The organism is Leucobacter celer subsp. astrifaciens (genome assembly GCF_001273835.1).
GTDB classification, from domain to species: Bacteria; Actinomycetota; Actinomycetes; order Actinomycetales; family Microbacteriaceae; genus Leucobacter; species Leucobacter celer.
In genome coordinates, this window is record NZ_JHEI01000134.1 from 535,570 (window position 1) to 556,146 (window position 20,577).

Genomic DNA, 20,577 nt, shown 5'->3' on the forward strand with positions numbered 1-20,577 from the left:
TCGTTTCAATGAGCATTGAACCACACGCGTTTCGAGCACGTCAAGTCGGGGTTGCCGAATTTCGCCGCGTCGTTATTGAAGCGTTTCATAACGGTTGCCGCCCCGAGTAGAATTGCCGCATTATTCTGGTGCGCCTCCGTCATCACGCGACGGGGAGAGGAACGGCGATGGCGATCAGTATCCGTGACGTCGCCCGTGCGGCCGGCGTCTCGGTCGGCACCGTGTCGAACGTGCTGAACCGCCCGGAGATCGTCGCACCGGCCACGGTCTCGCGGGTCACCGCCACGATCGAGAGTCTCGGCTTCGTGCGCAACGACGCCGCCAGGCAGCTGCGCGCGGGACGCAGCCGCAGCCTCGGCCTCGTGGTGCTCGACACCCGAAACCCGTTCTTCATGGACGTGGCGCACGGAGCCCAGCGCCGGGCCCTGGACGACGGGTACACCGTGCTCATGGGCGGCAGCGACGAGTCGCGGGAGCGCGAGCAGAGCCTGCTCGACATGTTCGAGGAGCACCGCGTCGCCGGTGTGCTCATCTCGCCGGTGCTCACTGAGCTCACCCAGCTGCGCAAGCTGCGCGACGTCGGAATCCCGGTCGTGCTCGTCGACCGCGGCACCAGCGACCGCACCTTCTCCTCGGTGGCGGTCGACGATGTCGAGGGCGGACGCATCGCCGCCCGGCACCTCATCGAGGTGGGACGCCGCCGCATCGCCTTCGTGGGCGGTCCGGAGGGGCTCGAGCAGGTCGACGACCGATTGGCCGGTGCGCGATCCGTCGTGGCCGAGCACGCGGGAGTCTCGCTCGAGATGTTCCCCACCGAGGCGCTCAGCGTGCTCGAGGGCCGGCGCATCGGCGCGCAGCTGGCGCAGATGGACGCGGATCGGCGCCCCGACGCCGTCTTCGCCGCGAACGACCTCCTCGCGATGGGCGTGCTGCAGGCCCTGGTGATGACCGGTTCGCTGCGTGTGCCCGAGGACGTCGCCCTCATCGGCTACGACGACATCGACTTCGCGAGCGCCGCTGTGGTGCCCATCAGCTCGGTGCGGCAGCCCGCGACCGAGATCGGCGAGACCGCCGTCGATCTGCTGCTGAAGGAGGCGGAGGCCGGAGTCGACGCCGACCGCGAGCAGGTCGTGTTCCAGCCTCGGCTGGTGGTGCGGGCCTCGACTGCGGGGTGACGTCTGCTGCGGTGCGGAGTGCCGCTGCATCCCCGGAACCGCTTGCGCCTTTCCGGGCCTGCATCGCGCAGGAGGCCCCGAAAAGGCGCAAGCGGAAGGGAGACGACTACTTGCGGTAGCTGTTCTCGAGCCGGTAGATGAATGCGGCGGTGGCCTCCCGCGTCAAGGTCGACTTCGGGCGATACTCGCGCTTGCCGTTACCCGCCTTGATCCCGGTCGACAGGCCCTCGCTCACCATCCACGACACCTCCGTGTAGAACTTGTCGCCGCGGCGCACATCGGCCACGGGCGACACCGCCGGAGCCCGGTAGCCCTTCGGGGACTCCAACCGGTACATGAACGCCGCCATCGCCTCGCGCGTCAGGGCGCGCTTGGGCTGGAACAGCGGCTTCCCGCCCGCCGGATTCTTCACGCCGGTGGTCAGGCCCTCCGCGTGCATCCAGGTGATCTGCCGGTAGAACTTGTCCGTCGGCTTCACGTCGGCGAACGGCGACACCCGCGGAGCGGTGAATCCCTTCGGGGCCTCCATACGGTAGATGAACGCCGCCATCGCCTCGCGCGACAGCCGATCCTTCGGCGCGTACACGATCCGGTCGCCCCGCGTGATGCCGGTGGTGTAGCCCACGCAGTGCAGCCAGTCGATCTCGCGGTAGAACTGGTGCGAGCGCGGTGTGTCCGCGAACACCGGCTTCGAGCGCGGGGTCGTGCACACCTCGGGCTTCGGGTCGGGGTCGGTGCCGTTGTCATCGTCGTCATCGCCGCCGCCGGGCTCCGAGTCGTCGAGGGCAGGGGTGCACACCGCGGTGAGGACGGGGTTCGAGACCGCGCTCGCTCCGTCATCGAGGGTCACCAGGCGGCAGCCGGCGGGAACCGACTCGAGGGTGGCGAATCCGCCCTCCTCCGAGACTTCCCGAGCGACTCCGTCGAGATACACGGTTTCGGTACCCGCGGGGACCGGGACCGAGATGTCGGCGCTCGTGTTGCCGGGAACGCTCGCCACGAGCTGGATGCGATCCTCATCGTCGTGGTCGAACGCGACGCCGATCCGTCCCTTCACCGTGGGCACCGCGACCGCTGCGTGCTCCAGGCTGCCGGGCTGCGGCTTCACCTGGAAGGTCGCGTAGCCGGCTTCGATGGGGCGGATGCCGAACAGGCCCGATGGGACATGGAAGGCCGGAGAGGCCGCCCAGGGGTGCGAGTAGGTCAGATTGCTCTTCTGCGACTCGTCCCAGGCCTCGGCGGTGGCGCCCGCGCCGCGCCGGATCATGTTCATCCAGCTGGAGGTGCCCTCGGCGGAGAGCTGATCGATCGCGGCATCGGCACGGCCGCCGTCGATCAGTCCCGTGATCGAGAATCCTGCGCAGTAGACGCTGCAGGCCATGCCCTTGTCCGCCACGAAATCGGCGACGCGCGGCACCTGACCGTCCTCCGGCACCCCGAATGCGAGTGCGAAAGCGCTGGCATGCAGCGCGTGGTGGCCGGTCGTCTGCCCGGTGGCGGTCATTCCGTCGTCGTAGGCGCCCAGCTCCTCGTTGTACAACAGCTCATTCATCGCTGAGCGCAGCCGGTCGGCCTGAGCCGTGTAGCTCGTCGCGTCATCATCCTTGCCCAGCGCTTCCGCCATCGCGGCCATGTCGCGCAGGGCACGGTACGAGAGCGCGTTCAGCACGGTGTTGTAGTGGCGGAACTGGTAGCCGTCGCGCTGGCTCGTCGGCCAGTCCACGATGTCGCAGTCGGTCGAGCTGTTGCAGCCGTTCGAGCCGTTCGCCTTGCCCACGAGACCGGTGCCGGGATCGATCCACCGCGTCGGCGCCTTGGCGGCGAGGTTGTCGTAATACTGCGCCACCTGCTCGAGGTCGCCCGTCTGGCGCCAGGCATCGTGCACCGCGAGCACCACGTAGACGGGCCACTCGGTCGGCCAGGTGCGATTGCCCTCGAAGTAGTTCATCGAATAGCGGGCCAGCGAGAGATCCTCCATGAGGTAGAGCGACGACATCTGCTGCAGGTAGCCGTCGGCCTCGTAGTTGATGCGCTCGCGCGACCAGGAGTCGGTGAAGAAGTTCACGTTGAGCGACTCGATGCTGTTCTTCGACAGCTGGTAGACCTGATTCAGGTTCTCGTTCGAGGAGGTGAAGAACGAGGCATCCTGGTCGAAGGGGTAGACGAGTGCCAGCGCCTGCAGGTTGTCGACGGTGACCGGTTCCGGCGCACCGACGATCTCCAGGTAGCGGAAGACGCGCATGCCCCAGGTCTCGGCGGTCTGCTCACCGTCGCGGAGCGTGATGATGTCCTGGTAGGTGTTCCCGGTGTTCAGCTGGTACTTGACCGTCTGGCTCCCCGGGGCGGTCTCGACCTCGCCGAAGCGCAGGTCGATCCGGTCGCCCGCAGTGCCGCCGGCGACCGTGTACTTCACGCCGCCGATCCACGTGCGGCCGAAGTCGACGAAGTAGGTGCCGTCGCCCTTGTCGACGATGCTCACCGGCTCGTGCAGCTGCTCCTGCACCTTCGCCATCGGCGTCGCCCGAAGGTCTGCGAACGCCGGCTTCGTCACGGCGCCGGCCCACCCGCTGTCGTCGAAGCCGGGCTGGTCGAAGCCGCTGGGGAACTCGCGCAGGTCGAGGTTCTCCTTGGGGGCGTTGTAGAAGCCCGTGCCGATGCTGCCCGCTGCCGGGTAGGCGAGGGATCCGGGAAGCGCCTTCCAGCTCTCACCCGAGCCGAAGGTGTCAGCAGTGCCGTCGGCGTAGTCGACGCGGAGCTGGCCGATGAAGCGCTGGTTGCCCGAGCCGGTCGTGTAGGCGACCACGCCGATCGCGTTGGGCTCCCCGGCGCGCAGCAGCCCGGTCACGTCGAAGCCGTCGAAACGATTCTCGGAGTGGATGCGGTTGGTCGGGCCGAGGCCGACGAACTCGCCGTTCACGTAGGCCTTGTAGGTGTACTGCTTGTGCGCGCGGAAGTCTCCGGCGGTGGCGGAGAGCGTGGCTCCGACGATCTCCTTGTCGGCCGGCGTGATCTCCGTGCGCAGGAAGGCCCAGTCGGCATTGACGACGCCGGCGCCGTAGACGCAGGCGTGGTTGTTGCCGACGTTGTACGCGCCGTTGCTGACGCTGCCGCAGGGGAATCCGTGGTCGTTCGAGAAGTCGTTGTTGAAGAGTTCGGTGTCGTCTGCGGCGCGCACCTCCAGCTCGTGCACGTAGCCGGCCTCGGTGCGCCCCGAGCGGAAGCCGACGGTGCCGGTGGCCGGGAGCTGCTGAGGGGTCAGCTCCCGCGAGTCGACCTCGACGAGCGCGTCGGCCGAGGGGCCGAGCTTCGTCGTGACGGTGTTGCCCGAGACGGTCAGCTCGAGGAAGATCCGCTGGTTCTGCGCGAGGGTGCCGCCGGGGAGATCGATGTGCGGGAGCGCCGCGTAGGCGCCGCCGGTCAGGGTGTGCGGCACGATGCGATTGTTGTCCGCGCGGAACTGGTACATGAAGGCGTTGTCGCCGTCGGGTGCGCGGAAGAGGAGGCCCAGGGCCGTCTGGGTGATCGTGAAGCTCGTGGTGATCGTGTAGTCGCCCCAGACCTGCTCCTCATGGCCCGGGAGCGCGGTGTCGGCCCAGATCGGTGTGCTGCCGGTCCACTCGCCGCCGGGCGAGGTGCCGAACCAGGTGGGAGTCGCGAGCGCCGAGGCCGTGTCGTTCTCGTCCCAGGTCTGCACCGTCCAGTGGTACCGGTGGCTCGGGGCGAGCGGTTCGCCGCCGTAGGCGACGCCGGTCTGCTGGGCTGAATCGACCTTGCCCGAATCCCAGACGTCGCCGTTGCCCGCGGCGGCGTTCGCCGCGGTCGACGCGACGATCACGCGGGAGGCGGTCTGCTGCTCGGAGGCGACGTACCAGGAGAAGCTCGGAGACTCGAGATCCTCGAGATCGGCCGGTTGCTGGAGCCCGTTGACCCGCAGCCCGTCGGGGGAGGGAGCATCGGCTCGCGCCGGGGAGCCGCTGGGAACGAGGACCAGACTCAACGCCAGCAGGGCGGAGAGGGTGATCGCGATGAAGACGCCGAGCGGTGCTCGGGTGCGATGGAGTGCAGGCATCGTTGCCTTTCTACGTCGGGGCGCGACTTTGCGCCGGAACAAGCGTGAAACGTCAGTGTAATGAATCGTTTCAATCAAGACAAGCCCCTCGCGAGATGACGCTCACCGTCAGGAGCGCGTCGGCGTCGCCCGACTACGCCCCGCCGCGGGTGTGGGCCCAGACGACGGCCTGGATGCGATCCCGCACGCCCAACTTCTGCAGCACGTTCGAGACGTGCGTCTTCACCGTCGCCTCGCCCAGGAACAGTTCGGCGGCGATCTCCGCGTTGGATCGGCCCTCGGCGAGCAGCGCGAGCACCTCGCGCTCCCGCTCGGTGAGGCCCGCGCGATCCAGGGCCTCCGAGGAGATGAGAGACCCCGGATCGCTCCGGACGCCGGGCTCTCCGCTGCCATCCCTCGCGGGGGCGGGGTCCGTCTTCACGGCCGCGACGCGTTCGATCACCGCCCGGGTGACGTCGGGTCCCAGCAGGGCGTTGCCCGCCGCGAGCGAGCGCACGGCATCGATCAGCTGCTCCGCGCGCGAGGTCTTGAGCAGGAAGCCGCTCACCCCTGCCGCGAGTGCGTCGAAGAGATAGGCCTCGTGGCCGAAGGTCGTGAGGATGAGGATCGCCGGCGTCCGGCCGGAGCTGTCGGCGTCGGTGTGTGCCTCGGTGTCGGTGAGATTCTGCGACTGCGCGCAGAATGACGGGGACTGCCCGCGGAATGACGGCGACTGAGTGCGGAACGACGGGGACTGCCCGCGGAATGACGGCGACTGAGTGCGGAACGACGGGCCGGCGAGGATCCGTCGCGACGCCTCGATCCCGTCCATCGTCGGCATCTCGACGTCCATGCAGATCACATCGGGGTGCGCACGCGCCGCGAGCTCCACGGCCTCGGCGCCGTTCGCGGCCTCGCCGACCACCTCGATGTCGGGCTCCGACTCCAGGATGATGCGGAAGCCCGAGCGCACCAGCTCCTGGTCGTCGACGAGTGCCACCCGGATCACGCGCGCACCGCCTCTCGCTGATCGAACGGCACGCGGGCGCGCACCATGAACCCGCCGCGCTCCCGCCGCCCGGCGCTCACCTCTCCGCCGACGGCTCCGACGCGTTCGCGCATGCCACGCAGTCCGAGCCCGCTGCCCGGCATGCCGCTGCGCTCGAGGGTCTGCCGCACCCCGTCGTCGCTGACCTCGACCTCGACGGCGTCGATCCCGAACCGCAGCCGCACCTCCGCCGATGCCCCGCGCCCCGCGTGCTTGCGCACATTCGTCAGCGCCTCCTGCACCACGCGGTAGAGCGCCACGTCGATGAGCAGCGGCAGCGGGCGGGGCTCGCCGGCCACGATGAGGGTGGCCGGCGAGCCGGAGCCCTGTGATTCCGCGATCAGGGCGGGCAGCTGGGCGATGCCGACGGTGCTCGCGGCTCCCTCGGCCTCCGGGGTGCGCAGCGTGTGCACGAGCTGCCGCAGTTCCTCCACGGCGGTGCGGGCGCTCTCCTCGACCACCTCGAGCGAGGCCTCGGCCCGCTCGGGGTCCGTAGCGATGCTGCGCCGGGCCGCGGCCGCCTGGATGCCCATCACCGAGACGTGGTGCGCGACCACGTCGTGCAGTTCGCGTGCGATGGAGAGCCGATCCAGCGCCACGGCCTGCGCGGCGCCCGTCTGCCGCTCGAGATCCAGCTCACGGCCCCGCGCCTCCAGCAGTGCCTGGGTGCGCGCGGCGCGCCAGGAGCGCTCGCCGAAGTAGAACGCCCCGCTGAAGTAGAGCAGGTTCGTAACGATCTGGATCACCGCGAAGGTGGCGTAGGCCGAGAAGATGCCCGAGCGCGAGAACCCCGGGAAGGAGTCCTCCTCCGACGAGGCGATGATGAGCGAGAGCACCAGCCACGCGATCATGCCGATGCCGATCCCGAACCGGCTCCAGAACGCGAGCACGCGGTGATACTCCCAGGCCCCCACCGTGTACAGCGCGATGAACAGGCAGATGTTGATGATGAGCACCTCGGGCACGCCGAACTCGCCGCAGATGAAGAACCCGACCGAGACCAGCAGGGCGACCGGCACCGGGTGGCGGCGACGCAGCGCGAGCGGCAGGGTGCAGAGTCCGAGGCCGAGCACCCACACCCAGGGCGCCGCCGGCTCCTCGAAGAGGCCCGCGCGCGCGTAGAGCAGGGAGGTGAGCGCGGCCGCGAAGGCGAGCAGGATCGCGAGGCCGAGATCGGCGCGCAGTCCGCCGGCGTCGGGGGCCTGCCTGCTCCACCCCGTGCCCGCGATCTCCATCATGCAGACCAGCGTAGGGCGTGGCGGGCGGGTGCGCCTCCGTCGGGAGGGGGAGTCCGGCCCCCTTTCCCCGTCGCCCCTCCCCCACCGCTCCAGGTAGGAGATCGACGCCCAGGAAGACAAAATCCGTAGGTTTCGCCCGCCTGGGCGTGAATCGCCTACTTGGAGCGGGGGCCGCCGGGCCCCCACCCGCCGCCCCAGAATCCGCCGCGCGGGGGAGGTGCCCCGGCCGCGCGGCGGGCAGTCTGGAGGAGACGAAAGGAGCGAGATGATCGACATCGCAGGTATCTCCCGCAGCTTCGGGGATCGCAGAGTGCTCGACGACGTCGGCTTCCGGGTCGAGAGCGGGCGCATGACCGGCTTCGTGGGGGGCAACGGCGCGGGCAAGACCACGACCATGCGCATCATCCTCGGGGTGCTCTCGGCCGATGCCGGCACCGTGAGCCTCGACGGCCGGCCGCTCACGGCGGCCGATCGCGCGGGGTTCGGCTACATGCCGGAGGAGCGCGGGCTCTACCCCAAGATGAAGGTGCTCGAGCAGCTCGTCTACCTCGGGCGCCTGCACGGCATGAGCACGGCGGCGGCGAAGGCCTCCGCGAGCGGTCTCGTCGAGCGCCTCGGTCTCGCCGAGCGGGCGAACGATACGCTCGAGAGCCTCTCGCTCGGCAACCAGCAGCGCGCGCAGATCGCCGCAGCGCTCGTGCACGAGCCGACCGCGCTCGTTCTGGACGAGCCCTTCTCCGGCCTCGATCCCATCGCCGTCGAGGTGGTGCTCGGCGTGCTGCGCGACTACGCGGCGCAGGGCGCGCCCGTGCTCTTCTCCTCGCACCAGCTCGACATCGTGGAACGGCTCTGCGACGACGTCGTGGTGATCGGCGGCGGCAGGATCCTCGCCTCGGGATCGCGCGAGAATCTGCGGGCCGAGCACTCCGGCAGCGCATTCGAGATCGAGCTCGCCGGCCCGGCCGGCGATGCCGGATGGGTGCGGGATCAGCCGGGCGTCGAGGTCACGCACCTCGACGGCGGCTTCGCGCGCTTCGACGCCTCCGAGGAGGCCGCCCAGGCGGTGCTCGCCCGCGCGGTGAGCTCCTCGCAGGCTCCCGGATCCGGAACCGCCGTGCGCAGGTTCGGACCGGTCACACCCACGCTGGCACAGATCTTCAAGGAGGTCGTGAAATGACCGCCCAATCCATCACCCGCAGGAGCGCCGGCGCCCAGCCCATGAGCGGGCCGCAGGGCGCGTGGCTCGTCGCCGAGCGCGAGATCACCACCAAACTGCGCAGCAAGGCGTTCGTCGTCTCGAGCGGTGTGCTGCTGCTGTTCGTGCTCGCCGGCGTGCTGTTCAGCGGCTTCCTGGCGCAGTCGGGGGGCTTCGGCGGGCCGACGAAGGTCGCCACCGTCGATCAGGTCTCGCCGGGACTCGCGAACCTCGGCTTCGAGGTGACCGATGCGCCCGACCGCGCCGCGGCCGAGCAGCTCGTGCTCGACGGCGAGGTCGATGCGGCCGTGGTGCCGGGCGGCGACACCCCGGTCGACCTCACGGTGCTCGCGAAGGACAGCCCGCCGAGCGATGTGATGCAGGCGCTCTCGGCGATGCCCTCCGTCGAACTGCTCGCACCCACCACCGACAATCCCGCGCTCGCCTACATCATCGCGATCGCCTTCGGCGTGCTCTACATGATGAGCGCGATCACCTTCGGCACCACGATCGCCCAGAGCGTCGTGGAGGAGAAGCAGACCCGCATCGTCGAGATCCTGCTGGCCACGGTCTCGGCGCGCACCATGCTCGCGGGCAAGATCCTCGGCAACAGCATTCTGGCACTCGCTCAGGTGGTGGCCATCGTGGCGGTCGCGTCGGTCGGCATGCTCGCGACGGGGCAGGATCTGCTGCTCGGCGAACTCGGCACCTCGCTCATCTGGTTCGGCGTGCTCTTCGCCTTCGGCTTCGTGCTCCTGGCGACGATGTACGCCTCGCTGGCTACGCTGGTGTCGCGGCAGGAGGACGTGGCCTCCGCGGTGAGCCCGGTCATGTGGCTGGTCATGCTGCCCTATATCGCCATCATCTTCTTCAACGACAACCCCCAGGCGCTCGCGATCATGAGCTACATCCCGTTCTCCGCGCCCATCGGCATGCCGATGCGGATGTATCTCGGGACCGCGGAGTGGTGGGAGCCGTTCCTGTCGCTCGGCGTGCTCGCGATCGCGATCGCCGTGGTGCTCTGGATCGGCGCCCGCATCTACAGCAACTCCATCCTGCGCACGGGCACGCGCGTCAAGCTGGGCGAGGCGATCAAGGGGTAGGGTTCCGGGCTCGGTGTTCCGGGCTCGGGGCTCGGCGTTCGGCGAGCTTCTCCCCGGCTTGGGTATGGGATCTGCGGAAGATATGCGATTCTGCGAGGGATCGGGCATATCTTCTGCAGATCCCATATCTTCGGCGGGGAACGGGAGGCGCCCGCATTCATCCTCCCCGGCACCCCCATCCATATCGAATCCGCCCGCCTTTCTCCGTGTTCTGCTGCGTGCAGCTCGGAGAAAGTCGGGCGGATCCTAGGTGCAGCTGGTCGTTCAGGCAGTGAGGCTCCGCCCCCACGTCGACGAGGAGCCGGCGGGGTCGATGCTCTGGCGCACGCCCCTCGGGTTCGCGGTCTGCAACTCGACCGGAAGCAGGTGCTGCGGAGCGTTCTGATAGGCGACTGGGCGGAGGAAGCGCTGGATCGCGGCGCTCCCCACCGAGGTGCTGGAATCGTTGGTCGTCGCGGGCCAGGGGCCGCCGTGCTGCTGCGCCGGAGTGACGGCGACGCCGGTCGGCCAGCCGTTGAAGAGTACGCGACCCACCATGCCGGTGAGCACCGCGGTGAGCTCGCGCAGATCCTGCAGCTCGGCCTCGTCGGCGGAGCCGGCGTACTCCGCGTCGCTCACGTGCAGCGTGCCGGTGAGGTTGCCCTCGAAGCTCGCGACGAGTGCGGTAGGAACCGCACCGAGCTCGTCGTACTCCACGAGCAGGGTGAACGGTCCGAAGACCTCTTCATGCAGGGTCGAGTCGGCCGCGATGAACTCTGCCAGGGACACAGCCGCGATGGTCGGGGTGACCATCGCGTTTCCGTCGTCGAGATAGTCGAACGAACCCTGCGCGACGATGCGGACCCCCGGTTGGGAGAGCGCGGCCGCGAGGCTCGCCTCGTAGGAGTTCGCGATTCTGGGATTCAGGAGGCGGTGCGGTGCGATCTCCGCGAGCGCCTCGATCACTGCTCCGTCGAGCTTGTGAACGGCGGGCAGGAAGACGAAGCCGGGCTTGGTGCACAGCTGGCCTGCCGAGCCCGAGACGCTCGTCACCAGTCCCGTCGCGATCTCAGCGCTGCGCTCGGCGAGTGCCGCCGGGGTGACGACAACCGGGTTGACGCTGCCGAGTTCCCCGAAGAACGGGATCGGCTGCGGGCGGGCTGCGGCGATGTCGGCGAGCAGGCGACCGGCGTGGATCGAGCCGGTGAAGGATCCGGCCTTGACTCGGGGATCCTTCAACGCTTCGACGCCGGTCTGCTGGCCCAGGATGTGGGAGAACGACCCCTCGGGGTAACCCGCGTCCGCGAGGGCCTCGGCGACGACTCGTGCGGTGGCGATCGAGAGCTCCTCATGACCGGAGTGCCCCTTGACGATGAGGGGGCAGCCGGCCGCGAGGATCGCGGCGCTGTCTCCGCCCGCCACCGAGAAGGCGAAGGGAAAGTTGCTCGCCGAGAAGTTCACCACCGGGCCCACCGGGCGCAGTGAGCGGCGCAGGTCGGGACGCGGCCCGAGCGCGAACCCGGAATCGGCCTCGTCGATCCGCGCGTCGAGGTGGCTCCCGTCCGTGGTTGTCTCGGCGAACAGGCGGAGCTGCACCGCGGTGCGCTTCAGCTCCCCCGCGAGGCGCGCCTGGGTCAGGCCTGTCTCGCGTTGCGCGATGGCGATGAGGGAGTCTGCGTTCGCTTCGAGTCGGTCGGCCACGGTGCAGAGGCCGGCAGCCCGCGCTGTCGGGGCGAGCGCGGCGAGAGGTGCTGCGGCTGCGGCTGCGGCCGCGAGGACCGGCTCGAGATCCTCGGGGGTGTCGGCGGTGAGCAGGGGAGTCTGAACCATCGTTGCCTCTCTTCTATGAACGCGAGATTTTAAATAGTAATATGATCGTATCGATTCTGTCACTATTTTCTACAGCGAGGGAGCTGCAATGGTTGAAGCGGATCGCCCGGGTGAGCAGCGCGTCAGCGTGCTCGTCGAGCCGAGGACAATTCGGGAGGAGCGGCGGCCCATACCGCGGCCGGGGCCGGGCGAAGTGCTCGTCCGGGTGCGGGCGGTCGGTGTGTGTGGCTCGGATGCGCACTACTTCGAGCACGGTCGGATCGGCGATTTCGTCGTCGAGGGCCCGCTGGTGCTCGGGCACGAGGTGAGCGGAGATATCGTCGAGGTCGGCGCCGGCGTCAGCGAGACGAGGATCGGTGAGCTCGTGTCCCTGGAACCGCAGCGCACGGATCCGTGGAGCGAGCAGTCCCGCACGGGCCGGTACAACCTCGACCCCGAGGTGGAGTTCTTCGCGACGCCGCCCTACGACGGAGCCTTCTGCGAGTACGTCACCATTCCATCGCCGCTCGCGTTCCGGGTTCCCACGGGCATGACCGCTGAGGAGGCCGCCCTGATCGAGCCGCTGGCGGTCGCGGTCGCGACGCTGCGTCACGCCCGCGTCGGGCTGGGGGACCGTGTGGCCGTCGCCGGTGCCGGGCCGATCGGCCTGCTGATCGCGCAGCTCGCCCGCCTGGCGGGTGCTGTGGAGGTCGCGGTGAGCGACCCGCTCCCCGAGGCGCGGGAGCGGGCGCTCGGATACGGTGCGACCGCGACGTTCGATCCGAGAGAGACCGCCTTCCCGCAGCAGTCGTACGAGGTCTTCATCGACGCGAGCGGCGTGCCGGCCGCGGTGCGCGCCGGTCTCGAGTCGCTCAAGCCGGCCGGTCGCGCGCTGCTCGTCGGCATGGGGGCCGACACTCTTGAGATCCCGCTGTCGATCGTGCAGGTGCGCGAGCTTGAGGTGCGCGGCGTCTTCAGATACGCGAACGCCTGGCCGACGGCCCTGGTGCTCGCGGGCCAGGTCGATCTCGCTGGGCTCGTGACGAGCCGATTCGGCCTCGAGGACGTGGCGGAGGCTCTCGCGAGCGTCGGCGCGCGGGACCAGGTCAAGGTCGTCGTGGTGCCCGAGCGGAACGGAGGCGCATCGTGAATGCGGCCCGGGAGCCCTTCGAGCTGCGCGGAAAGCGAGTGGTGGTCACCGGCGGCTTGACCGGGATCGGGCAGGCGATCGCGGTGGACTGCGCGCTGGCGGGGGCGGAGGTGATCGTGGCCTCGCGCGATCGGGCGAAGGGCGCGCGGGAAGCCTCGCGGATGCAGGGCGAGGGGCTGGCCATCGAGTACCGGTTTCTCGACGTTGCCGACGACGAGAGCTGCGCCGAGTTCTTCGCCGGTCTCGCGGAGGGGCTGGACGTGCTGGTGAATAACTCCGGCATCACCTCTTGGGACGAGACGCTCTCACCGGAGGGTGCCGACGCATGGCGACGGGTGATGTCGGTGAACCTCGACGGGGTCTGGCGCTGCTCGGTCGGCGTGGCCCCCATCATGCGCGAGCGGGGGTGCGGTGCGATCGTGAACGTCGGCTCCATGTCGGGGCTCATCGTGAATCGACCGCAGTGGCAGACGGCCTACAACACCTCGAAGGCCGCGGTGCACCATCTCACCCGTTCACTCGCGGCGGAGTGGAGCCGATACGGAATCAGGGTGAATGCCGTGGCTCCGGGTTATGTCGCCACCGACCTGCTCGATCAGGCGCTGGAGGATCCGGAGATCCGCCGCTACTGGGTGGAGGACACGGTGATGGAGCGCACCGGCACCCCTCAGGAGATCGCGCACGCGGTGCGGTTCCTGGCCGCCGACGCCTCGAGCTACATCACCGGAGCGGTCCTGCCGGTCGACGGCGGCTACACGCTGTGGTGATCGCTTGATAACAAATTCATCATATGGTCTGCTGATAATCTGAAAAAATGATACGCTGATGCGACGCCCGTATGAACGGAGCGTTTCAGATGCCTGATCTGGAAGCACGCACAAAGGAGTGAAGTATGAGAATCGGGAGTGCCAAATTGCGCGGCCGCGTCTTGGCTGCCATCGGGGCGATGGCGGCGGCGGGTCTGCTGCTCACGGCTTGCGCCGGAGGCGCGGGAGCGTCCAACGGCGGTTCGTCCGAGGTCGACGCCGCTGCTCGAGAAGCGGCGGTCGTCCGGGCTGAGGAGGGGGCGATGGAGCTCATCACCGCCGCCACCCAGGAGAACGAGTGGACGGGGCCCGACTCGAGCCCGACGCCCATCGAAGGGCTCAAGGTCACGGTGATCCCCGAGCAGATGGCCTCGACCGGGTCGAGCCGTCCTGCTAACGCGATCAAGGCGATCGGGGACCAGCTCGGCTGGAACGCCAAGATCTCCGATGGTCAGGGACAGCCCGATGTGCAGCTGAGCGCGGTGAACACCGCGGTCGATGAGAAGGCCGACGCCATCATCCTGATCTTCGTCGACACGACTCGCGTGCAGTCGGGCATCGAACGCGCCATCGCGGCCGACATTCCGGTGATCACTCTGGGATCGCTCAAGAACACCCCCGAGACGGTGCCCGACGTGAGCTTCGACTGGGTGCGCTCGGGCGAGGCCCTTGCGCAGTACATGGTGTGGAAGAGCGAGGGGGATCTCCGCCTGCTCCAGATGAAGAACACCGACCTCTACATCACCGTCGAGGGCCAGTACAAGGGCAGTCAGGAGTACCTGGAGAACGAGGAGAACTGCCCCGGCTGCACCATCGAGACCAAGGAGTGGAGCCTCGCCAACTTCGAAGACCCCAACACCGGCCCCGCTGCGCAGGCTGTTGCGGCGCTGCAGGCCAACCCGTCGCTGAACTGGGTCTCCTGCTTCGACTCCTGCCTCTTCCGGGTGAGCCAGGCGATCGATCGCGCGGGTCTCACCGACAAGGTCTCGGGTGCCGGCTTCGACTGCAACCCCGAGAACATCGACATCATCCGCGCTGGCGGCAGCCAGAAGGTCTGCTTCGCCGATCCTCGCGAGTGGCTCGCCTACGCCACCGTCGACAACGTGAACCGCATGACCAACGGTGATGACGCGTTCGACTACACCCCGGCGATTCCGGTGGCGCTCTTCGACAAGGACACGCTCGACTCGCTTCCCGAGGACAAGGCGACCGAACTCGAGGAACTCGGCTGGCAGGGCAACTACGACTTCCGTGCGAAGTTCGAAGAGCTCTGGGGCCTGAAGTAGCAGCGGCCGATACGCGGAAGCAAGTAAGGAACCAACGATGAACAGTGTGGACTTACCCGATCACGGGGGCGCTCCAGCGGTGTCGTTCGTGAATCTGGTCAAGGAGTTCGGTGAGAACCGTGTTCTGAATCAGGTGAATTTGGATTTCTATCCGGGGTCGATCCACGCGCTTCTCGGCGCGAACGGATCGGGTAAGTCCACGCTGATCAAGATCCTGGCCGGCTACCATCCGCTTACCTCCGGGGAGATCCTCCTGCACGGAGAAGAAGTCGGTCAGCAGCTCACCCCGATCCTGGTGCAGGAGCGCGGTGTGCGCTTCGTGCACCAGGATCTGGGGCTTGTCGGCGATCTCTCGATCGCCGACAACTTCGGCCTCTCTCTCGGATACGTGACGGTCGGCTCGCGGATCAGCTGGAAGAAGCACCGGGATCAGGTGCGCGAGGATCTGGCCGCGGTCGGCATCCACGACATCGATCCCGACACCATGGTCCGCGACCTGGGGCCGATCCAGCAGACGCTGGTGGCGCTCGCGCGCGCGACCAAGGGCATCGTCGGCAACGGCGGGATCCTCGTGCTCGACGAGCCGACCGCCCGACTGCCCAACGACCAGGTCGACGAGCTGCTCACCCGCTGTCGTGCGCTTCGGGATCGGGGCGTGGCCCTGATCTACGTCTCGCACCGGCTCGACGAGGTCTTCGCGATGGCCGATACGGTGTCCGTGCTCCGCGACGGCAACCTCGTGCTCTCGGCCTCGATCGAGGAGACGAACGAGGACGAGCTCACCGCGGTCATCACCGGCCTGAGCGGAGAAGACGCGGCGCCCGCTCGGCGCCCGGAGGCGGCGTTCGACGACACGAAGACCCACCAGTTGCGCACGGTGCCTCCGGTGCTCGAGGCCATCGGCATCTCAGGGTCCCGGGTGCAGGACGCCAGCCTGCGCCTCTACCCGGGCGAGGTGCTGGCGATCACGGGCCTTGCGGGCTCGGGTCGCAGCGAGGTCGGCCGCCTGCTCTTCGGGGCGCAACCGCTGAGCGAGGGGTCGATCGAGTATCTGGGCAGGCCGATCTCCGGCATCAATCCGCACGCGAGCGTGCGTCGCGGGATCGGCTACGTACCGCAAGATCGCAAGCAGGCGGCGATCGGCGCATTCGATCTCACTGAGAATCTGACGCTCGCCACGCTCGAGCAGCACATGCGGGGGGTCGCTCTCTCGAAGCGCAGTCAGCGCACCGCGACCGATGCGGCCATCGGAGCGCTGGACGTCCGGCCGGCCGATGCGACGCGAAAGATCGCCGAGCTCTCCGGAGGGAACCAGCAGAAGGTGATCCTCGGCAAATGGCTCGAGCTCGATCTGAACGTGCTCATCCTCGATGAGTGCACCTATGGCGTCGATGTCGGCGCCCGGCGCAGCATCATGCACACCATCACCGATCGGATCGCGGACAGCGGGCTCGCCGTGCTGCTGCTTGACTCGGACATCGACCTCATCTCGGAGTACGCCGACCGCGTGCTGATCATGCGCAGCGGCCGGTTCGTCTCCGAACTCATCGGCGAGGAGATCACCGTCGACGCCATCGCGGCGGCCAGCTACGCCACAGACCAGAACACTGCGACACACGGAGAATCATGACCACCCAAGAAATCGCTACCTCACCGCGGGGTTTCCGCGTGGTCGGACAGCAGCTCAGCAAGTACGGCATCGTGATCGCGCTGATCATCGTGGTGCTGCTGTTCACTGCGCTCCGTCCGGAGACCTATCCGACGCTCGGCAACTTCGGCTCGATCCTGCAGGCGAACTCCTCGATCGTGCTCGTCTCCTTCGGGCTGATGCTCCCTCTGCTCACCGGCCACTTCGACCTGAGTGTCGCGACCATGGCCGGGTTCGGAGGGGTGCTCGCGGCGGGCCTCATGTCCAACGGGACCGTGTCGCACTGGTCGCTCGCCGTGCTGATCGTGATCGCGGCGAGCGCGCTGGTCGGGCTGATCAACGGCGTGCTGGTCGCGCTGTTCAAACTGCAATCACTCGTGGTCACGCTGGGCACCCAGACGATCCTGTTTGGCGCGATCCTGCTCTATTCGAAGGGTCAGGTCATCTACAACGGGATCTCCGACGACTTCAAAGCGCTCGGGCAGAGCCGCCCCGGTGGGATCCCCATGCCTTTCATCTACGCCCTCGTCATCGGCCTGATCCTCTGGTTCGTGCTGTACTTCAGGCCCGTCGGGCGCCGCCTCTACGCGATCGGCGGCAACGAGGAGGCGGCGCGCCTCACCGGCATCCGCGTCGAGCGCACCGTCATCGGCTCCTTCGTGTTCGGGGCGATCCTCGCCGGCCTCGGCGGCGTCGTGCAGGTCGCCCAGGTGGGTTCGGCCGCACCCACGAACGGCTCGGAGTTCCTGATGCCCGCCATCGCCGCGTGCTTCCTGGGCGAGACCTCGATCCGCCGGGGCTTCTACAACGTATGGGGCACCTTCGTCGCAGTGTTCCTCGTCGCAGCTGGCACGACCGGTCTCTTCATGCTGGGCGCCGACGCCTGGGTGCAGCCGGTCTTCAACGGCGTCGTGCTGGTCGGCGCGGTGCTGGCCGCGAAGCTGGGCACCACGAAGGCCAACCGGGAGAAGTTCCTGAGTTACTGGCGAGGAGTGCTGCGGCGTCGCAGCGCGGCCAGAGAGCACGCAGAGGCATAGGGAAGGCGATCATGCGCGGAATCACCGGACAGGTCATCGCGGTGACCGGAGCAACGGGCGGGATCGGGCTCGCGATTTGCGAGCGGCTGCGCGAGGAGGGTGCCGTCGTCTACGCTCTCGATCTGCGAGTCGACGACCATGATCGCTACGCGATCGCCGTCGACGTCACCGATCCCGAGTCGTCGCGCGCCGCGGTCGCGGAGATCGCGGCCCGCGAAGGCCGGGTCGACGGGCTGGTCGCCGCTGCGGGCGTCGTCGAGAACGACGTCGCGGCCGAGGATATGAGCCCGGAGGTCTTCGACTTCACCCTCGGAGTGAACCTGCGCGGGCTCTTCTTCTCGGCTCAGGCCTTCGGACGCGAATTCCTGGCGCGCGGCGGAGGCAGCATCGTGCTTATCTCATCGATGAGCGGCACGCATGTGGTGAACGTTCCTCAGAAGCAGTGCGCCTACAACGCCTCGAAGGCCGGCGTCTCGGCTCTGGCCAGATCGCTGGCTTCGGAGTGGGCGAGCCGCGGCGTGCGAGTGAACGCCGTGGCCCCGGGCTACGTCGACACCCCGCTGCTCTCGAAGAAGCAGCATCAGTTCGACGAGTGGCTCGGATACACCCCCGCGGGGCGCTTCGCGCGGCCGGAGGAGATCGCGGGAACGGTGGCCTTCCTGCTGAGTGACGACTCGACCTACTACTGCGGATCCGAGCTGCTCGTCGACGGCGGGTATTCGCTGCGCTAGTCGCAGCGGATGGTCGCGGTGTCGGACGGTCGGTGCGGCCCGGAGCGGTGCTCCGGCCTCGCCGATCGTCCGTCACCCCGCGTCGGGGATGAGCTTCTGCGCCTCGTCTCGCACTCGGCCGAGGTGGGCGAGGGTCGCCGTGCGCGCCGCCTCGGGATCCCGGGCCGCGATGGCTTCCAGGATCGTCTCGTGCTCCGTGTGGGTCTGCGGGAGCGAGGAGAGGTATGCGATCGGCTCGGCGTAGACCTCCCGGAGGGATTCGTTGATGGGAGTCGAGAGTGCGATGAGGAACGGGTTGTTGCAGGCGTCGGTGACGTGTCGGTGGAATTCGAGATCGAGTGCGAGGTGCTCCGCGAACGCGTCCGCGGCCAGATTCTTGCTGGCCGTGAGCGTCTCCCGCATGCGCGTGAGATCCTCGTCGCTGCGCTGCGTGGCCGCGAGCGCGGCCGTGCCAGGCTCGAGGATGAGGCGCGTGGCGAGCAGGTCTTCGAAGTTCTCGGGCTTGAAGCGCAGGAAGAGCCGGTAGATGTCGTGGACACCGTCCACGGAGACATCGGCGACGCTCATGCCGCGACCGGCTCTGATCTCGACGACGCCGCGCTGCTCGAGGAGTCGGGCCGCCTCGCGGACGACCTGCCGGCTCACCTCGTACATCTCGGTGAGCGCGGGCTCGGTGGGGAGACGGTCGCCGGCTTTGAGGCCGTTGCTCAGGATGTACTCCTGGAGCTGGTCCGCGACGATCTCGGGGAGCCGTTTCGGGCGCTGAGCGGCCTCGTGCGCGGGGGTGGTCGATGACATCGTGTCCTGCAATTCCTCGAGAATGGCGGGCGAGATTCTCGGGAGAGACCCGAGATATCGACGCCCTTTCATACAGAGTAGCTTGTAGTCATCATCAAGATCATATTATGATCGTAATTATCGAGAATCGATGCCGTAACAATCGGAGCTGCCCGACGGGGTGCAGCAGGACCGTCAAGGAGTGACCCACCGATGTCCATATCTCTCATCGAGACAACACAAGACGCGCTTCCCGAGGACCTCGAACGGGCAACCCTCGTCGGCAGGGTCTACGTCCCCGAGTTCGGAGGGCCGGCGGTGGTCGCCGTCCGCGGAGATCGGCTGGTCGACATCAGCGGCTCCTATCCCACGGTGACGGATCTCACCGAGCAGGAGGACGTTCTCGCTGCAGTGCGCGCCGCCGAGGGTGGCGCGAGCTGGTCGCTGTCCGAGGTGCTGGAGAACTCGCTCGAGCAGCGGCACGATGCCGTGCACCTGCTCGCGCCGATCGATCTCGCGGCGGTCAAGGCCGCCGGCGTGACCTTCGCGGCCTCGCTCGTGGAGCGCCTCATCGAGGAGCGCGCGGGCGGCGACTTCGAGAAGGCCGCCGAGATCCGGGCGAGCTTCGAGCAGACCGTGGGCGCCGATCTCGCCGACATCACCCCCGGGAGCGACGAGGCCGCCGAGCTCAAGCGCACCATGGTGGCTCAGGGCCTCTGGTCGCAGTACCTCGAGGTCGGCCTCGGCCCCGATCCCGAGGTCTTCACCAAGGCCCAGCCGCTGTCCGCCATGGGGTTCGGTCAGGAGATCGGCGTCGCCGAGGTCTCGGACTGGAACAACCCCGAGCCCGAGGTCGTGCTCCTGCTGAGTTCCACCGGACGCCTCCTCGGAGCTACGCTCGGCAACGACGTCAATCTGCGCGACGTCGAGGGGCGTTCGGCTCTGCTGCTGCCCAAAGCGAAGGACAACAACGCCTCGGCGTCCCTCGGTCCGTTCCTGCGGCTGTTCGATGAGCACTTCACCATCGACGACGTTCGCGCCGCCGAGGTCAACCTCAAGGTGCTGGGTGAGGACGGCTTCGTGCTCGATGAGATCAGCAGCATGGATCAGATCAGCAGGGATGTGGAGTTCCTTGCCGGGTACACCGTGAGCGACAGCCACCAGTACCCGGACGGACTGGTGCTCTACACGGGCACGCTCTTCGCGCCCACGAAGGATCGCGGCGCCGCGGGCAAGGGCTTCACGCACTCGCTGGGAGACGTGGTGCGCATCTCGAGCCCGAAGCTCGGCACTCTCGCCAACCGCGTCAACACGTCCGAGCAGGCGGAGCCCTGGACCTTCGGCCTACGCGCACTCATTGCCAATCTGCGTGATCGAGGTCTCCTCGAGCGCGTCGGTCGATAGGGGACCCACATGACCGTTGTTGTCGTCACCGACCACATCTTCGCGGGGCTCGACCGGGAAGAGGCTTTTGCGGAGGGCATCGGAGCAGAGTTCCGGTCCGCGCAGTGCACCACCGAGAGCGAGACGATCGAGGCGGTGCGCGA

General features: G+C 68.1%; 15 protein-coding genes. 10 read left to right on the forward strand and 5 right to left on the reverse strand.

From position 1 onward, the window contains the following. Window positions 1-167 precede the first annotated feature (167 nt). Window positions 168-1,175 (forward strand): LacI family DNA-binding transcriptional regulator, encoded by a 1,008-nt coding sequence (locus AMS65_RS06495; RefSeq protein ID WP_053383306.1) that lies wholly within the window; start codon window positions 168-170, stop codon window positions 1,173-1,175. 106 nt (window positions 1,176-1,281) lie between these two features. Here the strand turns inward: AMS65_RS06495 and AMS65_RS06500 are convergent, their stop codons facing one another. From AMS65_RS06500 to AMS65_RS06510, 3 genes are all read right to left on the reverse strand, one after another. Then, window positions 1,282-5,244 carry a family 78 glycoside hydrolase catalytic domain gene (locus tag AMS65_RS06500; protein ID WP_053383307.1) on the reverse strand — a complete coding sequence of 1,321 codons (3,963 nt, stop codon included), beginning with the start codon at window positions 5,242-5,244 and terminating at the stop codon, window positions 1,282-1,284. Between the two features lie 133 nt (window positions 5,245-5,377). After that, window positions 5,378-6,232: a response regulator gene (locus AMS65_RS20315; protein ID WP_053383308.1), complete on the reverse strand. Its 855-nt coding sequence runs from the start codon at window positions 6,230-6,232 to the stop codon at window positions 5,378-5,380. Beyond that, window positions 6,229-7,509 carry a sensor histidine kinase gene (locus AMS65_RS06510; RefSeq protein WP_053383309.1) on the reverse strand — a complete coding sequence of 427 codons (1,281 nt, stop codon included), beginning with the start codon at window positions 7,507-7,509 and terminating at the stop codon, window positions 6,229-6,231. The genes AMS65_RS20315 and AMS65_RS06510 overlap by 4 nt, the downstream gene beginning before the upstream one ends. A gap of 265 nt (window positions 7,510-7,774) precedes the next feature. Here AMS65_RS06510 and AMS65_RS06515 point away from each other — a divergent pair, with 265 nt between their 5' ends. Next, on the forward strand, window positions 7,775-8,686 hold the full coding sequence (locus AMS65_RS06515; protein WP_053383310.1) for an ABC transporter ATP-binding protein: 912 nt from the start codon (window positions 7,775-7,777) through the stop codon (window positions 8,684-8,686). Then, on the forward strand, window positions 8,683-9,807 hold the full coding sequence (locus tag AMS65_RS06520) for an ABC transporter permease (protein ID WP_053383311.1): 1,125 nt from the start codon (window positions 8,683-8,685) through the stop codon (window positions 9,805-9,807). The genes AMS65_RS06515 and AMS65_RS06520 overlap by 4 nt, the downstream gene beginning before the upstream one ends. 264 nt (window positions 9,808-10,071) lie before the next feature. Here AMS65_RS06520 and AMS65_RS06525 read toward each other — a convergent pair whose 3' ends face one another. Beyond that, window positions 10,072-11,616 (reverse strand): aldehyde dehydrogenase (NADP(+)), encoded by a 1,545-nt coding sequence (locus AMS65_RS06525; protein ID WP_053383312.1) that lies wholly within the window; start codon window positions 11,614-11,616, stop codon window positions 10,072-10,074. An 88-nt stretch (window positions 11,617-11,704) separates the two neighbouring features. On the opposite strand from AMS65_RS06525, the gene AMS65_RS06530 reads away from it, so the two are divergent. The 6 genes from AMS65_RS06530 to AMS65_RS06555 all read left to right on the forward strand — a co-directional run bounded on the left by AMS65_RS06530 (window position 11,705) and on the right by AMS65_RS06555 (window position 18,253). Then, entirely contained in the window at window positions 11,705-12,745 is a 1,041-nt protein-coding gene (locus AMS65_RS06530; protein WP_053383313.1) for an NAD(P)-dependent alcohol dehydrogenase, read from the forward strand. Continuing rightward, window positions 12,742-13,512, forward strand: coding sequence for an SDR family NAD(P)-dependent oxidoreductase (locus AMS65_RS06535; RefSeq protein ID WP_053383314.1), 771 nt, complete (start codon window positions 12,742-12,744; stop codon window positions 13,510-13,512). The genes AMS65_RS06530 and AMS65_RS06535 overlap by 4 nt, the downstream gene beginning before the upstream one ends. Window positions 13,513-13,637: 125 nt before the next feature. Next, window positions 13,638-14,837 carry a sugar ABC transporter substrate-binding protein gene (locus tag AMS65_RS06540; RefSeq protein WP_053383315.1) on the forward strand — a complete coding sequence of 400 codons (1,200 nt, stop codon included), beginning with the start codon at window positions 13,638-13,640 and terminating at the stop codon, window positions 14,835-14,837. A 37-nt stretch (window positions 14,838-14,874) separates the two neighbouring features. Then, window positions 14,875-16,467: a sugar ABC transporter ATP-binding protein gene (locus tag AMS65_RS06545; RefSeq protein ID WP_053383316.1), complete on the forward strand. Its 1,593-nt coding sequence runs from the start codon at window positions 14,875-14,877 to the stop codon at window positions 16,465-16,467. Next, on the forward strand, window positions 16,464-17,522 hold the full coding sequence (locus AMS65_RS06550) for an ABC transporter permease (protein WP_053383317.1): 1,059 nt from the start codon (window positions 16,464-16,466) through the stop codon (window positions 17,520-17,522). The genes AMS65_RS06545 and AMS65_RS06550 overlap by 4 nt, the downstream gene beginning before the upstream one ends. Before the next feature lie 11 nt (window positions 17,523-17,533). Next, entirely contained in the window at window positions 17,534-18,253 is a 720-nt protein-coding gene (locus AMS65_RS06555; RefSeq protein ID WP_053383318.1) for an SDR family oxidoreductase, read from the forward strand. A 72-nt stretch (window positions 18,254-18,325) separates the two neighbouring features. Here AMS65_RS06555 and AMS65_RS06560 read toward each other — a convergent pair whose 3' ends face one another. Continuing rightward, window positions 18,326-19,051: a FadR/GntR family transcriptional regulator gene (locus tag AMS65_RS06560; protein WP_053383319.1), complete on the reverse strand. Its 726-nt coding sequence runs from the start codon at window positions 19,049-19,051 to the stop codon at window positions 18,326-18,328. Between the two features lie 192 nt (window positions 19,052-19,243). Between AMS65_RS06560 and AMS65_RS06565 the strand changes: the two genes are divergently transcribed. Then, window positions 19,244-20,434: a fumarylacetoacetate hydrolase family protein gene (locus AMS65_RS06565; RefSeq protein ID WP_053383320.1), complete on the forward strand. Its 1,191-nt coding sequence runs from the start codon at window positions 19,244-19,246 to the stop codon at window positions 20,432-20,434. The last annotated feature ends 143 nt before the right edge of the window (window positions 20,435-20,577 follow it).